The organism is Cobetia sp. MB87 (assembly GCF_011319755.1).
GTDB lineage: Bacteria > Pseudomonadota > Gammaproteobacteria > Pseudomonadales > Halomonadaceae > Cobetia.
Genome location: NZ_VFBC01000007.1, coordinates 647478 through 669955 on the forward strand (window position 1 = coordinate 647478; position 22478 = coordinate 669955).

Consider the following 22478-nt stretch of genomic DNA (forward strand, 5'->3'; position numbering starts at 1 on the left):
TATTCACCTTTTCTGGAGTCATCTCATGAAAACCCTCAATGCCCTTATCGCCGCCGTTGCTCTGTCCGTGACCGCCACTGGCGTCGCCAATGCCGATAGCGTTGCCGACCAGCAGGTTCGCGCCAACCTCAGTGAATCCGTGATCCACGGTCAGGCCCAGCAGGCAGCCACTCAGCAGCAGGCCATCACCGATGCAGGCAAGAGCGTTGCGGCCAGCCGTGTCGAGCAGGCGCTGAATAGTCAGACCATCAAGGGTCAGCAGGCGCAGGCCACTCGTGACACCCAGCAGTTCGTCAATGATTCCGGCAAGAGCGTTGCCGCGTCACGTGTCGAGCATACCCTGAACGACAACGCCTGATGCGTGGCGCCGCCACGCTGACGGCACCCAAGACAGACCCTGCTTGCAACCTGGCTGACCTGGTGGATGTTGTTGATCCGGTTGGCCTAGTTGACCCGACAAAAGATTTCACTGGAGATATCTCATGAAACTGCTCAATACCCTCATCGCCGCCACCGCGCTTTCCGTTGCTGCCACCGGTGCTGTCTTTGCAGACAGCGTCGCTGACCTTCAGGTGCGTTCTGCGATCAGCGAATCCGGCATCCATGGCCAGACCCAGTCCGCCGCCGCCGATCAAGCCACCTTTGCCGATACCGGCATGAGCGTCGCCGCGGGCCGTGTCGAAAGCTCCCTGAACGATGCTGCGATCGAAGGTCAGCGCGAGACATTGGCGTCCGACTCCCAGCAATTCGCCAACGATGCCGGCAAGAGCGTGTCCGCGACTCGCGTCCAGCATGCTCTGAGCGAAAGTGTCTGATTCAGATCATCCGAGACAGATTGTCTGATTCAGGTTGTCTGAGCCCCGCTCTGATTCGTGGCCACGCATTGCAGCGACCGACTCAAGTGCCCTCGCAGCAAGTGCCATCATGAGCAGCAGCCAGAACAGAAGTAGTAAGAGCTCGAAGACCCAAAAACGTGAACAAGCCAGTCGCTAAGCAGTGTCACTGACACTGATCACCAGGTGACACCCCGTCACGAAGTGAAACGACAGCCAGACCCTTCAGAAAATGGCCGGTACTTGTGGGGAGCCATCCCACGCAGCGACGCCCCGTGCCTCGTAAGATGACGTAGAAGAGCCCCTTCATGGACAAGCCTGAACAGCGCGCCATCGTAAGTCGCATTCTTGTGGGTAGTGCTTGTTGAGGGTCTTTATCAATGGTTCACGTGGGTAGTGTCAGATATCAACTCTGATAAATAATCCGCCTGGATATACGCAGTACATGAAGTGATCAATGATGTGTCACTGCATGGCAACTCGATAGTGAAGATGAACGGAGGATGGAAAGATGATCAAGTCATTCATGACTCACGGCCTGGCAGCGTTTTCCCTCGCCACCAGCGGTCTGGCCAGTGCCGATATCAGCACTGATGACAGCAGTAACGCGCGCTTCAATAGCGCCCAATCACATGGTATTCACAGCGAAATGCGTGATTACCAGAAGAGCGAAAAGCGCTACGCCGCAAATCCTGACATTCTGATCACCAGCCGTGGCAATGTGTTTGCCGATAGTGATGTACATGGTGCAGTCGATATCGACGCCGATCACCGCTGAGCTTTCGATGATGATGGTTCACACGACTCGGTACACATGACTCGCTTCACATGACTTCATGCCGTGAGTTGTCATTGCGAAACGATTGAAGTGCTGTGAATTGATTGCCGCTTGAATCATTGCGCAGCGACGATCAAAGGCGCAGGCACTGATGCGTAAGCCATTGACTGCCGAAATTCAGGGAGAGCGAAAGGAAATATCCCAGACGTAGAGACACTTGGATAGTGAGCAGAACGCTTGAGCAAGGGCTTTGGGCCCCTCCACCAGCCCGTCTTGTACGACCCGGTGGCAAAACCCTTTCTCAAACGCTTTCCTGTCCTGGGTGTCGCTGTCCCGACATTCATTGCCCGCCATCATGGCGGGTTTTTTTATGCCCGGATTCTGGATGGGCGCAGCATGTGGTGGGTCGACTCTGTGCATGACACCTTGCTTGATGCCCGCAATATGCTGAGGGTTTTTCAGGTTATTCGTAAAGATTCATCGGCAGTTCACAGTGTAGGTGCCATCATGTGTCACGGTGGTTAAACGTTGTTATCTACTGGCCTGCATGTCGATATACCGAGGCAGGATGCCATGAAATCAATCAAGTGGAGCCCCATGATGGTGCGCGGAAAGCTCAAGAAAGTGGCAGGTTCATTGGTGTTGGGTGTTGGTCTGATGTCAGGAAGTGTGATGGCGGATGATGTCGTTGAAAAGCCCAAGGTGCTGATCTTCGATGTCAATGAAACGCTGCTGGATCTTGCCTCGATGCGCAGCTCCGTCGGTGAGGCACTGGGGGGAAGAGAAGACCTGCTGCCTCTGTGGTTCTCGACCATGCTGCATTATTCTCTGGTGTCTACCGTGACCCGGGATTACCACGACTTCGGACAGATCGGTGTCGCATCGTTGCGGGTGGTCGCGGAGAACAACGGTGTCGAACTGACGGATGAGCAGGCTAAGAAGGCCATCATCACCCCGTTGCTGACACTCCCGCCTCACCCTGATGTCAAGGAAGGTCTGGCCAGGCTAAAGGCTGAAGGTTACAAGATCGTCAGTCTGACCAACTCGTCCAACAAGGGCGTCCAGGCGCAATTCGGAAATGCGGGATTGCTGCCGTATTTCGATGCGCGCTACAGCATTGAAGATATCCAGATCTACAAGCCGGACCTGCGTTCCTATGAATGGGTGCTCGACAAGCTGGATGTCGAACCCGAGGAAGCCATGATGGTCGCGGCACATGGCTGGGATGTCGCCGGCGCCAAGGAGGCGGGCTTGCAGACTACATTCATCGCCCGCCCGGGCAAGGCACTGTTCCCGCTGTCCAAGAAGCCGGATCATGTCGTGAAGGATGTGAATGAACTGGCCGACATTCTGCAATAGCACCAGAACCCTTGATTGACAGACCCCTTGATTGACGGATGCTGAAGATATCCTGTCATGGCGTCAGTGGCATTGGTGAGGCTGGCGGGCGTCGAGTGACAGGGCAATTTGCCTGTTCATGGTGAGATTGCCAGCCTCATCGCATGGCAGACGCCAGCGTCAATGGTAGGCTGGGCGGCATTCCCCTTCTTACCGACCGGAGCTGAATATGAGTGACGCATCACAGCAGCATGGCCACCGTGCCCCTCAGATCATCGAGCCGAGCGCCCAGGCGGATGCCTGCGTGATCTGGCTGCACGGCCTGGGGGCTGACGGCAGTGATTTCGTGCCCGTGGTGCCTGCATTGGGTCTGCCTGAGAACCACGGCGTGCGTTTCGTCTTCCCGCATGCGCGCGAACTGGCCGTGACCGTCAATGGCGGCATGCGCATGCCGGCCTGGTACGACATTCTCGAAATGAATCTCGGGCGGCGCGTCGATGAGGTACAGCTGCGTGAATCCGCGGCCTACGTGCATGCCTTGATCGAGGAGCAGATCGCCCTGGGTATCGCCAGTGAGCGCATCATTCTGGCCGGCTTCTCCCAGGGCGGCGCGGTGGTCTATGAGGCGGCGTTGAGCTGCGAGCGCCCGCTGGGCGGCTTGCTGGCGCTTTCGACCTATTTCGCCACCAGCGCGACCATTGCGCCGAGTGCCGCCAATCAAGGCCTGGCCATCAGTGTGCATCACGGGACCCATGACGATATCGTGCCGCTGGCACTGGGTGAGGCGGGCGCCGAGAGTGCGCGTGCGCTGGGGCATCCGCTTGAGTGGCAGACCTGGCCGATGGCGCACGCCGTGTGTCTCGAGGAAATCGAGGCGATCGGTGAGTGGTTCAAGGCGCGTCTGCTGGCCTGATCGGCTGTCAGTATCGACTGTCAGTATCGACGCCAGAGCAAAAACGCCGCTGACGGAGTGATTCGTCAGCGGCGTTTTCATGTGCTGCCAGCGGCCCCATCATGCGCCGTCAGTGGTCTTTTCCAGTGCTGGTCGCATTCAGCAGCGATAGCGGTAGGCGAGGTGTTCATCCTTGCGCGGGCCGGTGATGCGCCAGTCGAGATCGAAGCCCAGGGCATTGCCCGCCTCATCGCGCACGATGACCAGCGTGGCGGCGTAGAGATCATCGATGCACAGATGCGCTTCACGACTGACGAAGTGATCTTCGCCTCGAGCGCTGTCGGCCACCAGGTCGAACAGGAAGACGGCGGCATCACGGCCACGGCGTTCATGACTGAGCGACAGCGCCTCGCCATCTGCGGCCAGCTGCCAGCGATAGCGGTTGTGGAAGTTGACGCTGGATGACTGGCCCTCGAGCTGGAACTGGCCCTGCTCCAGAAATACCACGCTTTCCGCTTCTTGCTGAGCCGCCTGTCGTGACCCGTCGTGGGGGGAAGCTGCGGCTTCGCGGGTGACCGTCACCTCGCCGCTTCCCTGGCCAGACCAGGCATTGCGTGAGGCCGGGCCGGAACGTGACGAAAAATCCAGCCGGCGGATCTGCGCGAGCAGCGCATAGAGGGTTACAATTGGTGTCAACTTCTTCTGGCTACCGGGTTTACTCGTCATGTCCTACCTGATTGGTGTCACGGCCCTCTGGGCCTTCTCGTTTTCCCTGATCGGCGTCTATCTGTCCGGTCAGGTCGATAGCTATCTGGCCGTACTGACGCGTATCGCGCTGGCGTGCCTGGTCTTCGCGCCATTCATGCGCCCGCGGGCGATCAGCGGCCGCCTGCGCTTCCAGTTGATGGCCATCGGCGCGATCCAGCTCGGCCTGATGTACATCTTCTTCTATCGCTCCTTCCTGCTGCTGCCCGTGCCGGAAGTACTGCTGTTCACCATCTTCACGCCTATCTACATCACCTTGCTCGATGACCTGATGAACAAGCGCCTGTCGCCATTCTACCTGTTGACCGCCGCGATTGCGGTGCTGGGCGCGGCGATCATTCGCTACGACGGGGTCAGTGACGGCTTCTGGCTCGGCTTTGCGGTCGTGCAGGGCGCCAATCTGTGCTTTGCCATCGGGCAGGTGGCCTACCGTCAGATCGCTCCGCAGCTGCCGGCGGATGTCGCCCATCGCCATGTGTTCGGCTGGTTCTATCTCGGCGCGCTGGCGCTGGTGGTCGTGATGTTTCTGCTGTTCGGCAGTACCGACAAGCTGCCGTCGCAGCCGGTGCACTTCGTGGTGCTGGGCTGGCTGGGCATCGTGGCCTCGGGGCTGGGCTATTTCCTGTGGAACAAGGGCGCGACGCGGGTCGATGCCGGCACGCTGGCGATCATGAACAATGCACTGGTGCCGGCGGGTCTGCTGGTCAACCTGCTGATCTGGAACCGCGACGCCGACCTGGCGCGTCTGGCGCTGGGTGGGGCGGTCATCGTGGCGGCACTGGCAATCAATCAGCTGTGGGCACGTCGCCGCGAGCAGGCGCTGCGCATGGCCTGACAGCCGACTGTGTCATTGAGGAATTCAGGCATCGCATCTCAATCAGCCCTCGCCCTGTGCGAGGGCTTTTTGCAGGTGAGCGGTGAGGCGCGCCAGTATGTCCTGCTGGCGGGGGGCCGCGTCAGAGGGCCGCGCAGCGTTCTGCGTCACTTCCTCGCCGAGCTGGGCCGCATTGAGACGCAGGCCGGATTGTTCGGCATTGAACAGGCTGCCGGGCAGGGTGGCGATGCCTGCGTTCAGCAGGTCCTGATGCAACTGCTCCAGTTGCTGGGCCTCAAGGCTGGGCAGGCCACACCATTGCAGATAGCCGCCACTCGGCGGCGGCAGCCAGACGCTGTCTCCCAGCGCCGCGCTCAGGTGTGCACGCAGACGCTCCAGGCGTCGCGCATAGCAGCGTCGCATGCGCTGCACGTGGCGGCCGTAATCCCCGCTGGTGATCAGTTCGCTCAGGGCAGCATGCATCCATGGCATGTCGCCCATGCCATTGGCCCAGCGCGCCCGAATCATCGCCTGCAGCCCCAGTGGTGAATCCTGCTCGGGCCGTGACAGCCACAGCCAGCCGCAGCGGGTGCGGGGGTCCAGCGTCTTGGAGAATGATCCGACGCTGATCAGCGCAGGCATCGGCCTGTCGGCATGGCGGTGGGCGAGGTCGGCCAGCCACGGATGGCGGGTATCGAAGCTCAGCTCGGCAAAGGTGGTGTTCTCGACCAGCAGGATGGCCTGGCGGGCCGCCAGTGCCAGCAGGCGGTGGCGATCTGGCGTGCTCAGCTGCCCGCCCAGTGGATTGTGACCATCCGCGGTCACGATCAGGGCGTCCAGCGTCAGGGCGGGCGTCTTGTCATCATGACGTTCGAGCAGACGCTCGAGCGCCTCGACATCCAGCCCCTGGTGCGCGCGAGCAGGAATGGCGATCGCCTGATGGCCCTGGGCTTCGATGGCGGCCACGATACCGAAATAGCCCGGTGCTTCGACGCCGACCCGACAGCGACCCTTGGCGGCACGCAGCTGGCCGAGCAGCAGTGACATGCCATGCTGTGCCCCCTGGCTGATCAACAGGGCGTCGCTGTCACAAAGATGGCCGTGGTGGCTGAGGTGCTGGGCGATGGCAGTGCGCAGCGCACTCGAGCCCGGCGGCAGGGCGTAGGCGCTGGGGTGCTGGGCATGGGCCCCGAGCTGAGTGCGCGCCAGACGATACAGGCGTCGCACGGCGGGGGCGTCCAGCTCCGGGTGAGCGGCACCCAACGGTGCCAGGTGCGGATCACTGGCATTCGCCATCGCCTGCCAGGCCGGGTCACTGATGGTGAGGGTGGTGATGGCACGCGGCCTGTGATGAGACTCTTGTTGCCCGTGCTCCAGCTCACCGGGATGACGTGAGGAAGCCGGGCGGGTCTGCGAGCCGCCATTCAGGGCGGAATCCAGACCATTCGTGTCGTGAGCAGCCCCCGTCGATGGCGCGACCCGATAGCCGGCACGCGGCTCGGCGATGATCAGACCCGCCGCCTCCAGTTCGCCGTAGGCACGAATCACGCTGTTGAGGCCGAGTCCCGACTGCGCCGCCTGCCGCCTGAGCGAAGGCAGGCGCTGTCCTGCGCTCAGTTTTCCCGTCGCCATCTGGGCCTTGAGTCGCTCGACCAGCTGCTGATAGCGCGGCAGCGTCGCGGCTGTGGCACCTGAACTGGTGGCTGAGTCGATAGAGGAGCCGGCAAGCGAAGGGCGGCTGGCGGACGAAGCGTGCTCGGCGGATGACATGCCTGTCTGTACCCCTTGAATTGGTGATTATCTGTATCTTGTGCCCCCTTGAGGGTTCGCGGCAAGCTGAAGACTCTTGTCGTGGTCCCGTCGGTGCACGTCCTGTCTCTGCCCCCGGACCGTCCGCTTGTCATTTCTTTCGCTGGAGTCTGCGTGATGTGGATGCCACTTTGCTTCGTGTTTCTGTTCGCCAGCGGCTTCATCGCCGCGCGCTTCGGTACCCTGGACGCTGAACCCTTCACCTTGCTGCTGGTGCGCAGCCTGTTGGTGCTGCCGGTGCTGGGAGTGATTCTGTGGCTGCGCCGCAAGCCGCGTCAGTGGGGCAGGCGCAATGACCGTCTGGCGCAGATGGGCATTGGCATGCTGTTGCACGGTGCCTATCTGGGCGGCGTGTTCGCGGCGGTCAAGGCGGGGCTGCCAGCAGGCCTGACGGCGCTGCTGGTCAGTCTGCATCCGCTGGTGACGGCGGCGTTGTCACTGCCGTTGTTCGGCGTGCGTCTGGGGGCCAAGCAGTGGGCCGGGCTTGGCTGTGGCGCCATCGGCGTCAGTCTGGTGCTGGGGGCAGGGCTTGCCAAGGACGGAGCAGGCACTCTGGACTGGCCGCTGATCGGGCTTGCCTGGTGCCTGGTGGCGCTGATCGGCGTGTCCAGCTCGACACTGTGGCAGAAGCGGGTCTCCGGTCGCATGGGGCTGGTCGAGGGGCTGATGTTCCAGTATCTCGGTGCGGGCGCGGTTTTCGTCGTCGCGGCAACCAGTGTCGGCAGCTTTGCCTTTGACCCCACGCCGCGTCTGCTGATGACCATGGCCTGGCTGGTGATCGCCATCTCGGTCGGTGCCATCTGGCTGCTGATGCTGATGCTGGAGCGGGGCGAGGCCCATCAGGTCGCGCGCACCTTCTTCCTGGTGCCGCCGTGTGCCGCGCTGATGGCATGGTGGCTGTTCGACGAGCAGTGGACCGCGCTGATGGTGGCGGGCGCGGCACTGGTGGTGCTGGGACTGGTGCTGGACCGCCCACGTCCGGGCAAGGTGAGCAAGGCGCCGGCCGACGACGCCACGCCGCCTTCGCCCTCAACGCCCTCAACCTCAACAGCCTCAGCAACTTCCAATGCCTCGGCAACGAACAGTGGGCAAGCCGCCCCGCGCTGATGCGTGCCGAGCGCATTACTCACCACGCACAGCGTATAGATAAAAAAGGACAACGCCCCGCCGGCCCGAGATGGGCTGGCGGGGCGTTGTCGTCTCTGACCAGTCAGAAGTGCTAGCCAGGAAGTGGCTGATCAGAAGCGATAGCTGATCCCGGCCATGGTCACGATGGGGTCGATCTCGACCTTGTCGTTGACGCTGCCTGCCACGGTGACATCGGAATCGATATCCAGATACCAGGCAGCGACGTTGGCCGCCCAGTGCTCGTTGATCACCAGATCGACGCCGATCTGTGCGGCCGCGCCCCAGCTGTCATCCATCTCGAGCTTGGTGCCATCGTCGAGGGTTTCATCGGAGAAGTGGGTGTAATTGACCCCCGCGCCGATGTACGGCTGGATGCGCGATTCACGTCCGCCAAGTGGATAGTACTGCAGTGTCAGAGTCGGCGGCAGGTGATCGACGGAGCCGGCCTTCTGGCCATTGAGCGAGATGTCGTGGTCGAAATCCTGCGCCGCCAGCAGTTCGATACCGAAGGTATCGGTGAAGCGATAGCCGAGAGTGAAGGCAAAGGCGCTGTCATCATCGACGTCCACGTCGGCACCGATGGCATCGATGCGACCGTTGTCACTCTTCGGCGAGACCTTGGCGACACCCGCACGCGTCCAGAACTGCCCGGCGCCGTAGTTGAGAGAGTTGAGAGAGCTGAGAGAGTTGAGAGAGCCATGAGAGCTGGCATTCAGCGAGTCGGCGGCCATGGCAGGTGCGGCGCCGAGAGTCGCGAGGCTGGTGAGACCTGCCAGTGCCAGAATCTGCCACGGGCGTGCTGCAGAGCGCGGGCTACGCGAAGTCAGGTGCGCGGGGAGGGAGGCTGAGCGAGTGACGACGTCGGACATGATGGCTCCTGAAGGATGGCGGGAAACAATGCCCTCATTCTAGGTAGCCGAATTTCGAGAAATTTGATCTGAGGCAAGAGTTTACGGGCGTTATTGCACGGTGAGGGGCAGGGTTGATCCAGGTCAATTTCTGCGGCGCGCCGCTGAAGATCCGCCGTGTAGCCGTTGGCTACCAATAACGAAAACGCCGCAGACCCGAAGGTCTGCGGCGTTCCTGTGTGATGTCCATCTATCGCCTGGATTGCTCAGCGTTGCCGAGCTTCGTCGTCCACGATGTCGTTGTCACGGCGTGGCATCACACGGCTTGCCAGGTGCTTGTTGGAGGCATGTTCACGCCTCGCGCAAGACCTTAGAAGCGGTAGGTGACACCGGCACCGACAGTGACCGGGTCCAGCTCGGTGTCGTTCACGTCCTGACCGGCGATCTTGGTATCGGCCTTGACGTCGGCGTAACGAGCGAAGCCGTTGACGGCCCAGGCTTCGGTGATCTTGAGGTCCACACCCAGCTCGGCAGCGGCGCCGTAGCTGTCATCGATGTCCATGCTCTGGCCACCGGCAGACTCACCGGAGAAGTGGGTGTAGTTCAGGCCGACACCAGCGTACGGCTGGACGCGGGCTTCAGTACCGCCCAGCGGGTAGTACTGCAGCATCAGGTTGATCGGCATCTGATCGAAGCCGCCGGCGCTGTTTTCCCAGTCAGTGCTGAATTCTTCAGTGGACTGCAGGGCGATGGCCAGGTTGTCGTGGAACATGTAGCCCACGGAACCGGCGAAGCCGGACTCGTCCTTGGCGATCAGACCGTTGCCGTTGTTGCTCTTGCCGTCAACCTTGGCAACGCCACCGCGCAGGAAGATATCGCCCTTGCCATATGCCATGGCGGATTGTGCGCCCATTGCCATGGTGCCGGCGATAACAGTAGCGGTCAGGATCTTGATAGCTTTCATGTGTAGTTCTCCTTGAAGCTTGGCTTCGTGAGCTGCCTGTCAGCAGTGCCTCGCTACCCTACGGCTTGGGCCGTGTGCTCTGCGTGGCTGCGTCGATCAGGGGACGCTGCGAACTATAAAAAACAGCGTTCTGTTTGGCAAGCATTTTTTTAGAACGTTGTTTGAAAACTTATTAGCCGTCTTGTTAGCGGATGTTACCGATTATTTCAGGGAAGTTTAATGTCTCATGAGTGAGACTTCCCATGACGCATTTGAGCGACATCGTCATTCACTATTGCGCAAGGTGACCAAGACCTTGGTCGCATGCCGTGCGCGAGGTTAGTACTCACTACGCCAAAGATCATCGCCGGGCTCTGCAGACTCAGTGACGCTTGCGTGCGGCGCGTGCTTCCAGCTGTTCCAGCCACTGACTGACCTCGGTGCTCTGTGCCTCTGCATCACGATAGACGGCAAGAAATTGTCGCCATTCATCGTGCTGCCAGCCCTTCAGGCGGCGCCACAGCACGTAGAGATCGCGCAGGCACTCGTGGCGGCGCAGCACGAAGCGGCGCGTCTTCTCGAGGTCGATGATGACGGCGTCCATCTGCCAGGTGCTGTCCGGCGACTCACTCGGCGGGCGACTGAGGAAGATGTGCTTGGGAAACAGGCAGCCATGCATCAGACCAGCCTGATGTATCTCGCGAACGAGGCGGGCGCTGGCGGTGATGACCTGAGAGCGCATGCCGGCATCGAGTTCCGCCCAGCGTTCATGCCAGTGATCCAGATCATCGCGCCCGGCGAGATCGAAGGTGATCAGAATGGCGCGCCACTCCCGGCCTGCGCGCCGCTCGCCGTACCAGCCGGCGTCCACTGACGGAATCCCCCGCGCATGATAGTGACGGATGGCGCGCCATTCACGGGAAAAGGTCGGTTCGCCCAGCGGGCGCGCCAGGCTGCGGGCCAGGTGGTTGGTCTGGCGCTTGAGATAGAGGCGATGACTGTTGCCGTCCTCATCCTCGAGCGTCAGCAGCGAGACCGTCGAGACGCCGCCGCGTTCACGATTCGGCGCGTCGACGTCGTGGGCTGCCACTTGCCACAGGGCATCGAAGCTATTGAGGTCGTGCTGCTCCAGCAGGCGGGCAAGCCCGGCTTCGCAGTAATCGCGGTGGCCGCGCGGCGCCGTGGCGCTGGGGCTGGTAGTGCCGGTGTGACCAGCAGGGGGATGAGTGGGGGAGCGATGCGTCATGTCAGGTAGGAATCACGGTCTCGGGTGATAGGCGGTAACGTTCACTGGCAATCCTTGTCGGTGAGCGCTGCGATGACTGGCCATGATAGTTAGCCTGCTGGGGAAGTGACAGGTCTGCAGCACAAAACTCTCCTTCCCACCGCGGCAATGGCGGGAGGGCGTGATGGCTTTCTGCGCGGCACCTGGCGCCGCTCGGGTGCGCCAGTCGGTCGCAGCGTGGCGCGACGTCGCAGTGTGGTCGATGGTCGCAGCGCGCGCACAGGTGCGCAGAGTCAGCGTTGAGATGGTGCCAGGCCAGTGGTGCCCGTAGCTTCAGCATCCATGCGGCTTGCAGCGGAGTTGTCCAGTGACGACAGGCACTTGGCGGAGGTGACGAGTGCGACATTCGCCCGGTGAGTGCGACAACCTGACATCTGGAGACTGGCGCGGGAGGGTAGACAATGCCGACCAAGGTCTTGGTGCCACGGTACCATTGCCTGTGTGCTTGCCGGCGAGAGTCGGCCTGATATGTCCCCCGACGTCGGTGGCAAGCGCATGCAGGGACGGCAGCCTGACCGTCCGCCTTATCGCAAAGGGGTTAAGACATGATCTCCGATACCGTCGTGGAGCTGTCGCGGTTCCAGTTCGGCATGACCGCGCTCTACCACTTCCTGTTCGTACCACTGACCATCGGCATGGCCTTCCTGCTGGCCATCATGGAATCCCTGTATGTCATGACCGGCAAGCAGGTCTACCAGGACATGACCAGGTTCTGGGGCAAGCTGTTCGGTATCAACTTCGCCCTTGGCGTGGCCACGGGGCTTACGATGGAATTCCAGTTCGGCACCAACTGGGCCTACTACTCGCATTACGTCGGTGACATCTTCGGTGCGCCGCTGGCCATCGAGGGCCTGGTGGCCTTCTTCCTCGAGTCCACCTTCGTCGGCCTGTTCTTCTTCGGTTGGGACCGCCTGACCAAACGCCAGCACCTGATGGTGACCTGGCTTGTGGCCTTCGGCTCCAACTTCTCGGCACTGTGGATCCTGATCGCCAACGGCTGGATGCAGAATCCGGTCGGTGCGGCCTTCAATTTCGAGACCATGCGCATGGAGCTGACCAGCTTCGCGGATGTCATCTTCAATCCGGTCGCCCAGGCCAAGTTCGTGCATACCGTGTCGGCCGGCTATGTCACCGGCGCCATGTTCGTGCTCGGCATCAGCGCCTTCTATCTGCTCAAGGGGCGTGATCTGGGCTTTGCCAAGCGCAGCTTCGCGATCGCCGCCGCCTTTGGCCTGTTCTCGGTCGCCTCCGTGATCGTGCTGGGCGATGAATCCGGCTACGAGGTCGGGGATGTCCAGAAGGCCAAGATGGCCGCCATCGAGGCGATGTGGGAAACCGAGCCGGCGCCGGCGTCCTTCACGCTGATCGGTCTGCCCAACGAGGAGACCCAGCACACCGATTACGGCATCCATATTCCCTATGTGATGGGCCTGATCGGCACGCGCTCGCTGGATACCGAGATTCCCGGCATCAAGGAGCTGACCGAGGAGCACCGCGGACGCATCCTCAATGGCATGCAGGCCTATGACCTGCTCCAGCAGCTGCGTGATGGCCAGGACGACATCGCCACCCGCAAGGCCTTCGATGCGGTCAAGGATGATCTCGGTTACGGCATGCTGCTCAAGCGCTATGTCGAGACCCCCTCCGATGCCACGCCGGAGATGATCGACAAGGCCGCTGCCGACTCGATTCCGCCGGTTGCGCCGATGTTCTTCTCGTTCCGCATCATGGTGGCGTGTGGCATGGCGATGCTGGTGATCTTCATTGCCGCCGTGTGGATGACCGCCAAGCATCGCTTCGACGTGCGCCCGTTCCTGTGGATCTGCCTGCTGTCGATTCCGCTGCCGTTCATCGCCGTGGAGACTGGCTGGTTCGTGGCCGAATTCGGGCGTCAGCCGTGGGCGGTGGGGGAGATTCTGCCGACCTTCATGGCGGCCTCGAGTCTGGATGAGTCGGATCTGTGGTGGTCCATCGGTGGATTCCTGGCCTTCTATAGCCTGTTCTTCGTCATCGAGATGTGGCTGATGTTCCACTTCGCGCGCAAGGGACCGTCTTCCCTGCACACCGGTCGCTATCACTTCGAGCGTACCGGCGCGAGCACCTCTCTGAGCGAACAGGACGGCATGGCGCTCAATCCTTCGCTGTCATTCAAGGAGTAACGGATCATGTGGGATTACGAGATCCTCAAGCTGTTCTGGTGGGTGGCGGTCGGGCTGCTGCTGATCGGCTTCGTCATCACCGATGGCATGGACATGGGCGCGGCGATGCTGATGCCGCTGGTCAGCCGCAATGACAGCGAGCGCCGCGTGGTGATCAATACCCTGGCCCCGCACTGGGACGGCAATCAGGTATGGCTGGTCACCGCCATCGGCGCGGTGTTCGCGGTGTGGCCGGTGGTCTACGGTGCCGTGTTCTCCAGCTTCTATTTCGCGATGCTGACCATCCTGTTCTCGCTGTTCTTTCGCCCGCTGGGTTTTGACTATCGCTCCAAGCTCGAGAACACCCAGTGGCGTGGCTGGTGGGACCGCGGCATTGTCGCCGGCAGTCTGATTCCTACCGCCTTCTTCGGGCTGATCTTCGGCAATCTGCTGCAGGGCGTGCCGCTGGAAGTCGATCAGTTCATGCGTGCCAGCTACGACGGCAGCTACCTGGGCCTGTTCAATCCCTTCGCGTTGCTGTGTGCGGCACTGTCCATCGTGATGGTGATGCTGCATGGCGGCACCTGGCTGGTGGCACGTGCCGATGAGGCCGTCGCCGCACGCAGTGCGCGTATTGTGCAGCCGCTGGGCCTGCTGACCCTGGGGCTGTTCGGTCTTGGGGGGCTGTGGGTGTGGTTGTCCGGCATGGGCTACAGCATCGATCAGATGGGGGATACCGGCACGGCGCTTCAGCTGCTGGACAAGCAGGTCGGGCCGGGCAGCTGGCTGGATGTCTATGCACGTGAGCCGCTGACGCTGCTGGCACCGCTTAGCGCGGTAACCGGTGTGCTGGCCGCGATGGTGCTGTCGGCTCGGCGCAAGGGCGGCGCGGCCTTCACGGCAAGCTCCGTCGGGGTAGGGGGGGTGGTCGCCACCGCGGGCATCAGCATGTTCCCGTTCATCGTGCCGTCCTCGCGCATGAGCGAGGCCAGCCTGACGCTGTGGGATTCCGTTTCCAGCGAGCTGACGCTCTCCATTGTCACCGTGGCGGGGCTGGTGATGGTGCCGACCATCATCCTCTACACCACCTGGTGCTACGTGAAGATGTGGCGTCGTGTCACCGTCGCGCACATCGAGCAGGACGGTCACAGCCTCTACTGAGGTGCGCTGACCTGACCTGAGTTGTGCTGACCTGAATTGGCCTGGCCTGAATTGAATTGTGTTGAGTTGAGCTAGCTGGGCCAATTGCTTCCATTTGCCAAACAGGCGAGGGCAGTGCCCTCGCCAGGAGACGACACCATGTGGTATTTCGCCTGGATTCTCGGTGTGTTGCTGGCCTGCTTCGCGGGCATCATCAATGCATTGTGGCTTGAGCAGACCCACACCTTTGACGATGATTGAGTGAGGCGGCCCCCAACGTTGCTTCTGCGCCGCTGACCGTTCCGATCAAGGAGAGCTCGATGTCACGACCCTGGTACGCCTCACGACCGCCGGCCTGGTGCCGAACTCGACCTGCCCACCTGGCCTCGCTGCTGCTGTCTGCCATGGTGGCCATCTGGATGCTGCTGGGGCCGGATGCGATCGCCTCGATGCAGACAGGGCCGCGCTATCTGATGTTGCTTATCGCGCTGTGGGGGCTGGGCGCCGGCTTCACGCATGGCGTCGGCCTGGTGCCGCGCCACGCGACTCGCGCCTGGCTGCTGGGGGCGCCGCTGAGCTGGTGTCTGCTGCTCATCACGCTGGTGACTCTCGCGTCCAGTCAGTGACGCGATTGCGCAGGCGCTTTGCATTGCGCTCCTGTTCATTGCGCTTCTGTTCATTGCGACTCCTGTCATGGCACAAGCAAGCACGGCCGCTCCCTGGAGCGGCCGTGCCTGTTGATGGCTGATGTCATGATTCAAGGGGCATGGCTTGCGAGCCCTTGTGTGATTCAGGCTTTACTTGATGAGGTCGCAGGCTCTATAACGCAGCGAGGTTGCGGCGCGCTCACCGACCCGCGCAGAACGCTCTCGCAAGCTCTTGCCGGCCCTCGCAGGCCCTTGCCGATTCCTGACGTTGCTCGGGGCCTTTCACGATTCTTGCCGCTGGCAGGCCCGTTCGTGCTGGCGGCTCAGCATTGACGCTGCGTTGTATTCGTCGCCCTCGGCCCCAAGAGGTAATAAAGCGGAGGGAGAAGAGGCGCCGATCAAGAGGAGGAGCGTGTCTGGTAAGCGTTGGTGCAGCACTTGTGTCCTCTTCTCTCCCACCTTGTCAGATGATGATGCCCTGGCGTGCAGGAATGACGGGGCTCTCGATGGAGGAAATACCATGCGGTCCTCAGCTGATGCATCCTGCGGCCAGGCGTCTGGCAAGCAGTCCTCGACCTCGTCGGGGCATATTCCCCGCGACATGTCGCGCCGCCTTTCCGGTGATTGGGTCTTGTCATTGGTGGTGCCGGTGATGAACGAGGAGGAGACCATCGGTCTCTTTCTGGAGGCCATCGAGAAGACCCTGGGCTCGCAGGTGCCGCATCTTGAAGTGCTGTTCGTCGATGATGGCTCGACCGACGGCACCCTGGCGTGTCTGGAGGCCGCGGCGGCCGGCGATGCTCGCGTGCGTTACCTGAGTCTGACGCGCAATTTCGGCAAGGAAGCGGCCATGTCTGCCGGGATCGAGCAGGCGCGTGGCGATGCCGTCGTGCCGATGGATGTCGACCTGCAGGACCCGCCGGAGGTAATCCTCGAGTTCATCAGCCAATGGCAGGCCGGCTATGACATGGTCTATGGCGTGCGCGCTGCGCGCGACGAGGACACCGCCACCAAGCGCAAGACGGCTGGCTGGTTCTACCGCGTCTTCAACCGCCTGACCTTCACCGAGATACCGCGCGATGCGGGCGACTTCCGCCTGCTGGACCGCCGTGTCGTCGAGGCGCTGCGGCGCCTGCCCGAGCGCAACCGCTTCATGAAGGGTCTGTTCTCGTGGCCTGGCTATCGCTCGGTGGGCGTCACCTACCAGCGCCCGTCGCGCACGGCCGGCACCACCAAGTTCAACTACTGGAAGCTGTGGAACTTCGCCCTCGATGGCGTGGTGAGCTTCTCGACCTGGCCGCTACGGGTCTGGACCTATATCGGCAGTGTCGTCGCCGCCATGTCTTTCCTCTATATCCTGGTGATCATCAGCAAGACCGTGCTGTTCGGCGCCGATGCGCCGGGCTATGCCTCTCTGATGGTCGCGATCCTGTTCTTCGGCGGCATGCAGCTGATCTCGATCGGCGTGCTGGGCGAATACCTCGGTCGTCTGTTCATGGAAACCAAGCAGCGTCCGCTTTACCTGATCGACCATGACAGCTTGCACGACAGCCCGCAGGGCAGCGTGTCACCGGACAGAGGGCTCGACAGTGGTCTGAGCACTGCGCGAGTCGTGCGCGGTGCGTCACGCGACGCGGCGCGAGGTGAATCACTTGAGCGCTGACCGTGAGAGCGTCACCGAGGCTGACAGGCCAGTCGCTACGCGCGCCAGGGAGGAGGCGGGCACCGCGACTCGTTTCGGGCTGGTCGGGCTGGCCGCGACGGGAGTGCACCTGGGCGTTGCTGCCTTGCTGCTGTTCCTGTGGCCGCAGCTCAATGAGTTCATCGCCAATATCATTGCCTTCTGCGTGGCGTTTCAGGTCTCACTGGTCGGCCATCGCCGGCTGACCTTCAAGCGCCAGGGCAGTGCCTGGCGCTTCGGGCTGGTCGCGGCGGGCGGCTTTGCGCTCAACAATGGCCTCTTGGCACTGTTGATGCAGGGGCTGGATCTGTCGGGCTTCGTCGCCATCGCGATCGCCACGCTCTCGGTGCCGATCGTGACCTATCTGGCCTCACGGCTGTGGGCCTTCAAGGAAGACCATGCATGAATGACAGCGTCACCGCAGGACCGCGCTCGACGCTGGGAGAGCGCCTCAAGACACTGGCGGCCGAGACGCCGCCCCCCGCTGAGGCACTCGCGCGGGCGCAGGCCGTGCGTATCCCCTGGGGACACATCCTGCTGGCGTTGCTGGTGACGCGCGCAGTCTGGCTCGCCATCGCGCTGTGGGGCGATCACAGCTATCTGCACGCCATGGCGCAGTTCGATGGCAGCTGGTTCAAGGGCATCATGGCGCGCGGTTACGATGTCGAGGCGCGCGGCATGAGCGATGGCGACGCCGCCAACTGGGCGTTCTTTCCGCTCTATCCGGCGCTGCTGTGGCTGGTGACACTGGGCGGTCAGCTGGACCCCGAACTGATGGGCGTGCTCTTGAGCAATGCCCTGCTGGCCGTCGCGTTGGGGCTGGGCTGTCGTTATCTGGCCATCACGCGTCCCGGCGCGCCCCTGCTGCTGTTCGTGTGGCTGGCGGCCAGCATGCCCTACAGTTTCTACTTCAGTGCGCTCTATTCCGAGTCCCTTTTCTGGCTGCTGTGTCTGGCGTCATTGATCGACTGGCGCTGTCAGCGCACCGGCCGCGTCATGCTGTGGACCTTCCTGCTGTCGATGACACGCGCCACCGGGGTGTTCTGGGTCATCGCGATGGGGATCGAGCTTGTGGCGCGCCTGCGCCTGCGCGCCTTCGCCGAGCTGTGGCGGCGGTCCGATTGGCTGCTGATCGGCGTGGTAGGACCATTGGGGCTGTTTCTGTTCATGGCGCTGCTCTATCACCGCACGGGCGACGCGCTGGCCTTCAGCCATGTGCAGATTTCCTGGGGCCGTGAGATGGGTAACCCCCTCGCCAATCTCATTGAAGGGCTGAGCTACTGGCAGAGCGCACCGGAGACGCTGCGTCCGGCGTGGCAGGCGAGCATGGCACTGGTCGGTGTTGGTCTGATCGGCTGGCTGGGCCTGCAGCGGCGCTGGCTGGAGATGGGGCTGGCGGGTTTCACGCTTCTCATACCGCTGGCGACCGGGTTGGACGCCATTCCGCGCTACATGATCGGCATGCCGGTGTTCGTGCTGGCCTTGCATGACCTGCTCACTCGTCTGCCACGCACGCTGGCCTGGGGCCTGGTCATGCTGGGCGCGCTCGCTAATCTCTGGCTGGTGGAGAACTGGTATGACACCGTCTTCTGGCTTGTCTGATGCGCTGTATGGCGCGCCACGGCCACGGCGCAGTCAGCGGGGTTGGTGGCTGCTGGCCACCGTCGTGGTGCTGGCCTTCGAACTCACCCTGCTGTGGCTGGCGCGCACGCCCAAGGTCGATGAGCACTACCGGCGTTACTTCATCGAGCATGCCACCACCTGTTATCGGCCGATGGGCGAGGTGCCGGTACTGACGCCGGGTGAGCGCTACCCCATCCGCAAGGGCGAGCCGCTGGGCAATTGCGGCGTGCTGTGGGCTGGTTTCTACTCGCCCAAGCAAGACGTGCCGGTCAGTGCGCGGCTGGCGGAGGTCACGCTGCGCCTGCGGGTCGCGCCCGATGTCTCACCGGCAGGCTCGCAGGCCGTGGTCGTGGCGCTTGAGCTGTCACGCTTTCCGGATTCGGCCGCCGCACAGCCGGTGGAAGTCATGATCGGGGAGCAGACCGTCACGCGTTGGCCAGTGGGCGGCCGTTATGAGCGCTTCGAGGTCGAGGTGCCCGCCGCGCTGATCGCAAGCGATGGCAGCTTCAGCCTGACCCTCAAGGGGCCGCCGCCCATCGCGCCGCGCGATGCGGGCCTGGATGCCAACAAGTTTCCCGTGGGCCTGCGCCTGGACGCGCTGACGCTGCGCTCGCCGCTGGGACTGACGCCCGCTCGAGCGCAGCCCTGAATGGATGAATGGCCTGGCAGGGCGTGCTGCTTCAGCGGCAAGAGCACTGACGTGACGCCAATAGTCAGGTAAATTGTGCGCGCGTGAATACCCAATGATCCGTTCGGCCGAGTGCCTGTGCGTCCCTGGCGCACGCCTCGTGCCCTATAACGATAAAGCACCCGGTAGTCTGCTGACTGCCATGCAAGGGCTGCTCAAGGAGTTGTCGTGGAATTTTTGAATGCCATTCCCATGGATACCAGTCAGCTGTTCGAGATAGGGCTGCAATGGGGCGGAACCCTGCTGTCGGCGCTGGCCGTGCTGGTCTTCGGCATGTGGGTCGCCAAGCGTCTGACCCAGTGGGCGACCTCGCTGCTGCACCGCAAGAGCATGGACGAGGCGGCAGCCGGTTTCGTCGGTCAGATCGCCTACGCCATTCTGGTCGTCATGGTGCTGCTCACCGCCCTGGACCAGCTCGGTGTGGATACCACCTCCATGATCGCTGCGCTGGGTGCGGCGGGTCTGGCGATCGGTCTGGCGCTGCAGAGCTCGCTGTCCAATCTGGCCTCCGGCTTCCTGCTGGTCACGCTGCGTCCGTTCAAGAAGGGCGATTACGTCGAAGCCGCCGGGACCTCCGGTAGTGTCGATCAGATCACCATGCTGCAGACCCGCCTGGTGACGCCGGACAATCGCAAGGTCACCGTGCCGAACTCCAGCGTCATGTCCAACACCATCACCAACTACTCGGCGCTGCCGACGCGTCGTCTGGACCTGGTCGTCGGTGTCAGCTATGACGACGACATCCGTCAGGTCAAGGCGGTGCTCGAGGAGCTGGTCGCCGGTGACGAGCGCATCATGAAGGAGCCGTCCTACCTGATCGCCGTGGCGGAACTGGCCGACAGTTCGGTCAACTTCAACTTCCGCATGTGGTGCAAGGCCTCCGACTACTGGGCGCTGAAGTGGGACATGACCGAACGCATCAAGCTGACCTTCGATGAGCGCGGCATCAGCATTCCCTATCCGCAGCGCGATGTGCACTTCCATCAGGCCAGCACGCCGGCCGAGTAACTTACGCATCACGTATGCAGGTCGACAACGCCACCCTCGGGTGGCGTTTTTCATGGGCTTTCGTCGGGGCATTCCATCGCGCCCCGAGTCAGGTACTCTCGACGTCATCCGTCCTGCGTGTCGTTCTGATCGGGAGTCCAGTGCATGACAAGGTCGCAGTCGTTGTCCCAAGCGTGTGATGCCGCTGATGTCAGGCGACGTCAGGCATGGCGCATTCTGCTTGCCAGTCTCGTGGTGATCGGCCTCGGGCTTGTGCCATTGATCGCCACGCGCGCGCTGTATCTGGATGACATGAGTCGTGCGCTGGATGGCTATTTCGGCTGGATGCTCAATGCGCGCCCGGCCGCCGAGGGCATGATGCGCCTGCTGGGCTTCGGCGATGTGCTGGTCAATATCGCGCCCTTGCCGCAACTGGCAGCCTGGGGGCTGGCGGCGGGCATGGCGCTGGCCTGGTGGCGATGGCTGCCGGGGCTTTCGCTGGTGGGCTGCGTAGCGGGCAATGCGCTGATCTGGCTGACGCCCTTCACCCTGCAGAATTTCAGCTATGTCTTCGACAGCCTGCCGATGAGCGTGGCGCTGGCCAGTGCCATACTGGCAAGTCTCGTGTTGCGTCCTGGCGGGAAAAGCGGGGTAGAGGGAGAGCCAGCCGGAGGGATAAGCGAAGGGCGAGGCCCATGGCCAGTCTGGCAGCCACCGCTGAGCGCCTTGCTGCTGTTGTTGCTGGCGCTGTGCTGCTATCAACCGGCCCTGAATGCCTTTCTGGTGCTGAGCCTGCTCGAAGCCCTGTTCGCGGGTGCTGCCAGTACTTCATTGTGGTCGCGCTGGCGGATGCTGTTGCAGCGAGGGGCGCTGGCCTTCGTCGCCTTGCTGCTCTATCTGCCCATCACGCGCCTGCTGGTGGCGGGCGAGTACAGTCAGCAGCATGGTCAGATGCTGCCCTTCGCTGACCCTCAGGCCTTGCTGGCGGGACTCGAGCACAACCTGAGTGTGGCGCTGGTCGCGCTGCGTGAGGGGATGGGGCAGGCCACGCTGCTGCTCAGTCTGGCACTGCTGGCCGGGGTGGCGCTGTCGCGACTCCTGCCTCGTGGCGCGCCTGTGCGTCAGGTAGAAGCCGCTGGCGCACCCGAGGGCAGGTCTCGCTCGACGCGCCAGCTATCCCTGCAGCGCATGAGCTCGGCCCTGTGGGCGCTGCTGCTGGTTCCTGCTTTGTGGGGGCCGATGCTGTTGCTGGCTGAGCCGGTATTTCATTCGCGCACCCTGATCGCCTGGGGGCCGCTGCTGGGTGGCGTCCTGATGCTGGCTCAGAGTACGAGTGAGAGTGTGAGAGCGAGCACGGAAGCAAGCGCGACGCAGAGCATGACTGAAACGGCCGACACGCAGTGCAAGACACCTGTCTTGCGGCGTCTGATGCAGTGTCTGTTGGTCATCGCCGGCCTGTTGCTGGTGCGCCATGTGGTGATCTTCGCCGCCTGGAGCAATGCGCTGGCCGCCCAGCAGGCTCATGAAACGCAGCTGGCTCGCACGCTGGTGGCTCAGGCGCGGGAGCAGGGCCTGCCGCTGGACTCGCCCCGCGACGCCGAGCGCTACCAGCCGCGCGATGCCTTGCCGGTACTGGTGCTGGGCGAGGCGCCAGTGGCGCCGCTGGCGCGGGTCGCCCGCCAGCAGGTGGCGGCCGTGGGCCAGAATCTGGTCGCCGCCTTCACGCCCGACAACTACTGGGCCGTGGTGCGGCTGCGCCTGGCGGGCGCCAGCGCGGTGACCTTGCTGCGCGATGAGGCGCTCAAGGCACGCCTGCAAGCGCATTCGCCCTGTGCGCCGGGCGATGCTGCCAGTCAGTCCTCCGATCAGCCCACCAGTCAGTTTACCGGTCAGTCCTCAGCCCCTTCATCCGCTCAATCTCAAGCTCTGTCGCAAGTGCAATCGCCAGCGCTGTCACTGCAAGAGGGCGTCTGGGTGATCGATTTTCGCAAGCCTCGCCAATGTGATCAGGCCATTTGAGAAAGCCATGACAGCGTGAGTCAGTGAGGACCAGTTGCCATGAACGACAACGCCGCCCCGAGGGGCGGCGTTGTCGTATTCCCGATATGAACGGCAATACAGGCGTCAACAGTGTCTTGTCA

22 protein-coding genes are annotated in these 22478 nt (G+C 62.6%); 17 read left to right on the plus strand and 5 right to left on the minus strand.

Annotated features, from left to right (window positions below):
• Positions 1-25: 25 nt before the first annotated feature.
• The 5 genes from CDPAHKCJ_RS08920 to CDPAHKCJ_RS08940 all read left to right on the plus strand — a co-directional run bounded on the left by CDPAHKCJ_RS08920 (position 26) and on the right by CDPAHKCJ_RS08940 (position 3862).
• Positions 26-358 (plus strand): hypothetical protein, encoded by a 333-nt coding sequence (locus tag CDPAHKCJ_RS08920; protein WP_166019476.1) that lies wholly within the window; start codon positions 26-28, stop codon positions 356-358.
• A gap of 124 nt (positions 359-482) precedes the next feature.
• Positions 483-815 carry a hypothetical protein gene (locus CDPAHKCJ_RS08925; protein ID WP_166019477.1) on the plus strand — a complete coding sequence of 111 codons (333 nt, stop codon included), beginning with the start codon at positions 483-485 and terminating at the stop codon, positions 813-815.
• Between the two features lie 529 nt (positions 816-1344).
• Positions 1345-1611, plus strand: coding sequence for a hypothetical protein (locus tag CDPAHKCJ_RS08930; protein ID WP_166019478.1), 267 nt, complete (start codon positions 1345-1347; stop codon positions 1609-1611).
• A gap of 672 nt (positions 1612-2283) precedes the next feature.
• The gene (locus tag CDPAHKCJ_RS08935) at positions 2284-2970 is read left to right on the plus strand and encodes a haloacid dehalogenase type II (protein WP_240916705.1); all 687 of its coding nucleotides are present in this window, start codon (positions 2284-2286) and stop codon (positions 2968-2970) included.
• A gap of 208 nt (positions 2971-3178) precedes the next feature.
• Complete coding sequence (locus CDPAHKCJ_RS08940; RefSeq protein WP_166019479.1) at positions 3179-3862, plus strand: carboxylesterase; 684 nt, start codon at positions 3179-3181, stop codon at positions 3860-3862.
• 138 nt (positions 3863-4000) lie between these two features.
• Here CDPAHKCJ_RS08940 and CDPAHKCJ_RS08945 read toward each other — a convergent pair whose 3' ends face one another.
• Entirely contained in the window at positions 4001-4567 is a 567-nt protein-coding gene (locus CDPAHKCJ_RS08945) for a DUF6314 family protein (RefSeq protein ID WP_166019480.1), read from the minus strand.
• On the opposite strand from CDPAHKCJ_RS08945, the gene CDPAHKCJ_RS08950 reads away from it, so the two are divergent.
• Positions 4566-5441 (plus strand): carboxylate/amino acid/amine transporter, encoded by an 876-nt coding sequence (locus CDPAHKCJ_RS08950; protein WP_166019481.1) that lies wholly within the window; start codon positions 4566-4568, stop codon positions 5439-5441. The two genes, CDPAHKCJ_RS08945 and CDPAHKCJ_RS08950, sit on opposite strands and share 2 nt — an antisense overlap.
• 42 nt (positions 5442-5483) lie before the next feature.
• On the opposite strand, the gene CDPAHKCJ_RS08955 is transcribed toward CDPAHKCJ_RS08950, so the two are convergent.
• Complete coding sequence (locus tag CDPAHKCJ_RS08955) at positions 5484-7190, minus strand: PLP-dependent aminotransferase family protein (RefSeq protein WP_166019482.1); 1707 nt, start codon at positions 7188-7190, stop codon at positions 5484-5486.
• 156 nt (positions 7191-7346) lie between these two features.
• Between CDPAHKCJ_RS08955 and CDPAHKCJ_RS08960 the strand changes: the two genes are divergently transcribed.
• Entirely contained in the window at positions 7347-8336 is a 990-nt protein-coding gene (locus CDPAHKCJ_RS08960) for a DMT family transporter (protein WP_166019483.1), read from the plus strand.
• Between the two features lie 131 nt (positions 8337-8467).
• Here CDPAHKCJ_RS08960 and CDPAHKCJ_RS08965 read toward each other — a convergent pair whose 3' ends face one another.
• The 3 genes from CDPAHKCJ_RS08965 to CDPAHKCJ_RS08975 form a co-directional block, all read right to left on the minus strand.
• Positions 8468-9088 (minus strand): OmpW family outer membrane protein, encoded by a 621-nt coding sequence (locus CDPAHKCJ_RS08965; RefSeq protein WP_240916734.1) that lies wholly within the window; start codon positions 9086-9088, stop codon positions 8468-8470.
• Positions 9089-9575: 487 nt separating this feature from the next.
• Positions 9576-10169, minus strand: coding sequence for an OmpW family outer membrane protein (locus CDPAHKCJ_RS08970; protein WP_054556795.1), 594 nt, complete (start codon positions 10167-10169; stop codon positions 9576-9578).
• A 361-nt stretch (positions 10170-10530) separates the two neighbouring features.
• Positions 10531-11394 (minus strand): lipopolysaccharide kinase InaA family protein, encoded by an 864-nt coding sequence (locus CDPAHKCJ_RS08975; RefSeq protein WP_166019485.1) that lies wholly within the window; start codon positions 11392-11394, stop codon positions 10531-10533.
• A 584-nt stretch (positions 11395-11978) separates the two neighbouring features.
• Here CDPAHKCJ_RS08975 and CDPAHKCJ_RS08980 point away from each other — a divergent pair.
• From CDPAHKCJ_RS08980 to CDPAHKCJ_RS09025, 10 genes are all read left to right on the plus strand, one after another.
• Complete coding sequence (locus tag CDPAHKCJ_RS08980; protein ID WP_166019486.1) at positions 11979-13592, plus strand: cytochrome ubiquinol oxidase subunit I; 1614 nt, start codon at positions 11979-11981, stop codon at positions 13590-13592.
• Between the two features lie 6 nt (positions 13593-13598).
• Entirely contained in the window at positions 13599-14732 is a 1134-nt protein-coding gene (cydB, locus tag CDPAHKCJ_RS08985; protein WP_166019487.1) for a cytochrome d ubiquinol oxidase subunit II, read from the plus strand.
• Positions 14733-14870: 138 nt separating this feature from the next.
• Positions 14871-14972 carry a cytochrome bd-I oxidase subunit CydX gene (gene cydX, locus CDPAHKCJ_RS08990; RefSeq protein WP_024951692.1) on the plus strand — a complete coding sequence of 34 codons (102 nt, stop codon included), beginning with the start codon at positions 14871-14873 and terminating at the stop codon, positions 14970-14972.
• Positions 14973-15031: 59 nt separating this feature from the next.
• On the plus strand, positions 15032-15337 hold the full coding sequence (locus CDPAHKCJ_RS08995) for a cyd operon YbgE family protein (RefSeq protein ID WP_166019488.1): 306 nt from the start codon (positions 15032-15034) through the stop codon (positions 15335-15337).
• Positions 15338-15878: 541 nt separating this feature from the next.
• Complete coding sequence (locus CDPAHKCJ_RS09000) at positions 15879-17021, plus strand: glycosyltransferase family 2 protein (protein ID WP_240916706.1); 1143 nt, start codon at positions 15879-15881, stop codon at positions 17019-17021.
• Positions 17011-17445 (plus strand): GtrA family protein, encoded by a 435-nt coding sequence (locus CDPAHKCJ_RS09005; protein ID WP_166019489.1) that lies wholly within the window; start codon positions 17011-17013, stop codon positions 17443-17445. The genes CDPAHKCJ_RS09000 and CDPAHKCJ_RS09005 overlap by 11 nt, the downstream gene beginning before the upstream one ends.
• Positions 17442-18641: a hypothetical protein gene (locus tag CDPAHKCJ_RS09010; RefSeq protein ID WP_166019490.1), complete on the plus strand. Its 1200-nt coding sequence runs from the start codon at positions 17442-17444 to the stop codon at positions 18639-18641. Before CDPAHKCJ_RS09005 ends, CDPAHKCJ_RS09010 begins: the two co-directional genes overlap by 4 nt.
• A complete protein-coding gene (locus CDPAHKCJ_RS09015) occupies positions 18616-19311 on the plus strand; it encodes a hypothetical protein (protein ID WP_166019491.1) in 696 nt (231 codons plus the stop codon). Before CDPAHKCJ_RS09010 ends, CDPAHKCJ_RS09015 begins: the two co-directional genes overlap by 26 nt.
• A gap of 207 nt (positions 19312-19518) precedes the next feature.
• The gene (locus tag CDPAHKCJ_RS09020) at positions 19519-20358 is read left to right on the plus strand and encodes a mechanosensitive ion channel domain-containing protein (RefSeq protein ID WP_233593456.1); all 840 of its coding nucleotides are present in this window, start codon (positions 19519-19521) and stop codon (positions 20356-20358) included.
• Between the two features lie 144 nt (positions 20359-20502).
• A complete protein-coding gene (locus CDPAHKCJ_RS09025; protein ID WP_166019492.1) occupies positions 20503-22356 on the plus strand; it encodes a glucosyltransferase domain-containing protein in 1854 nt (617 codons plus the stop codon).
• The last annotated feature ends 122 nt before the right edge of the window (positions 22357-22478 follow it).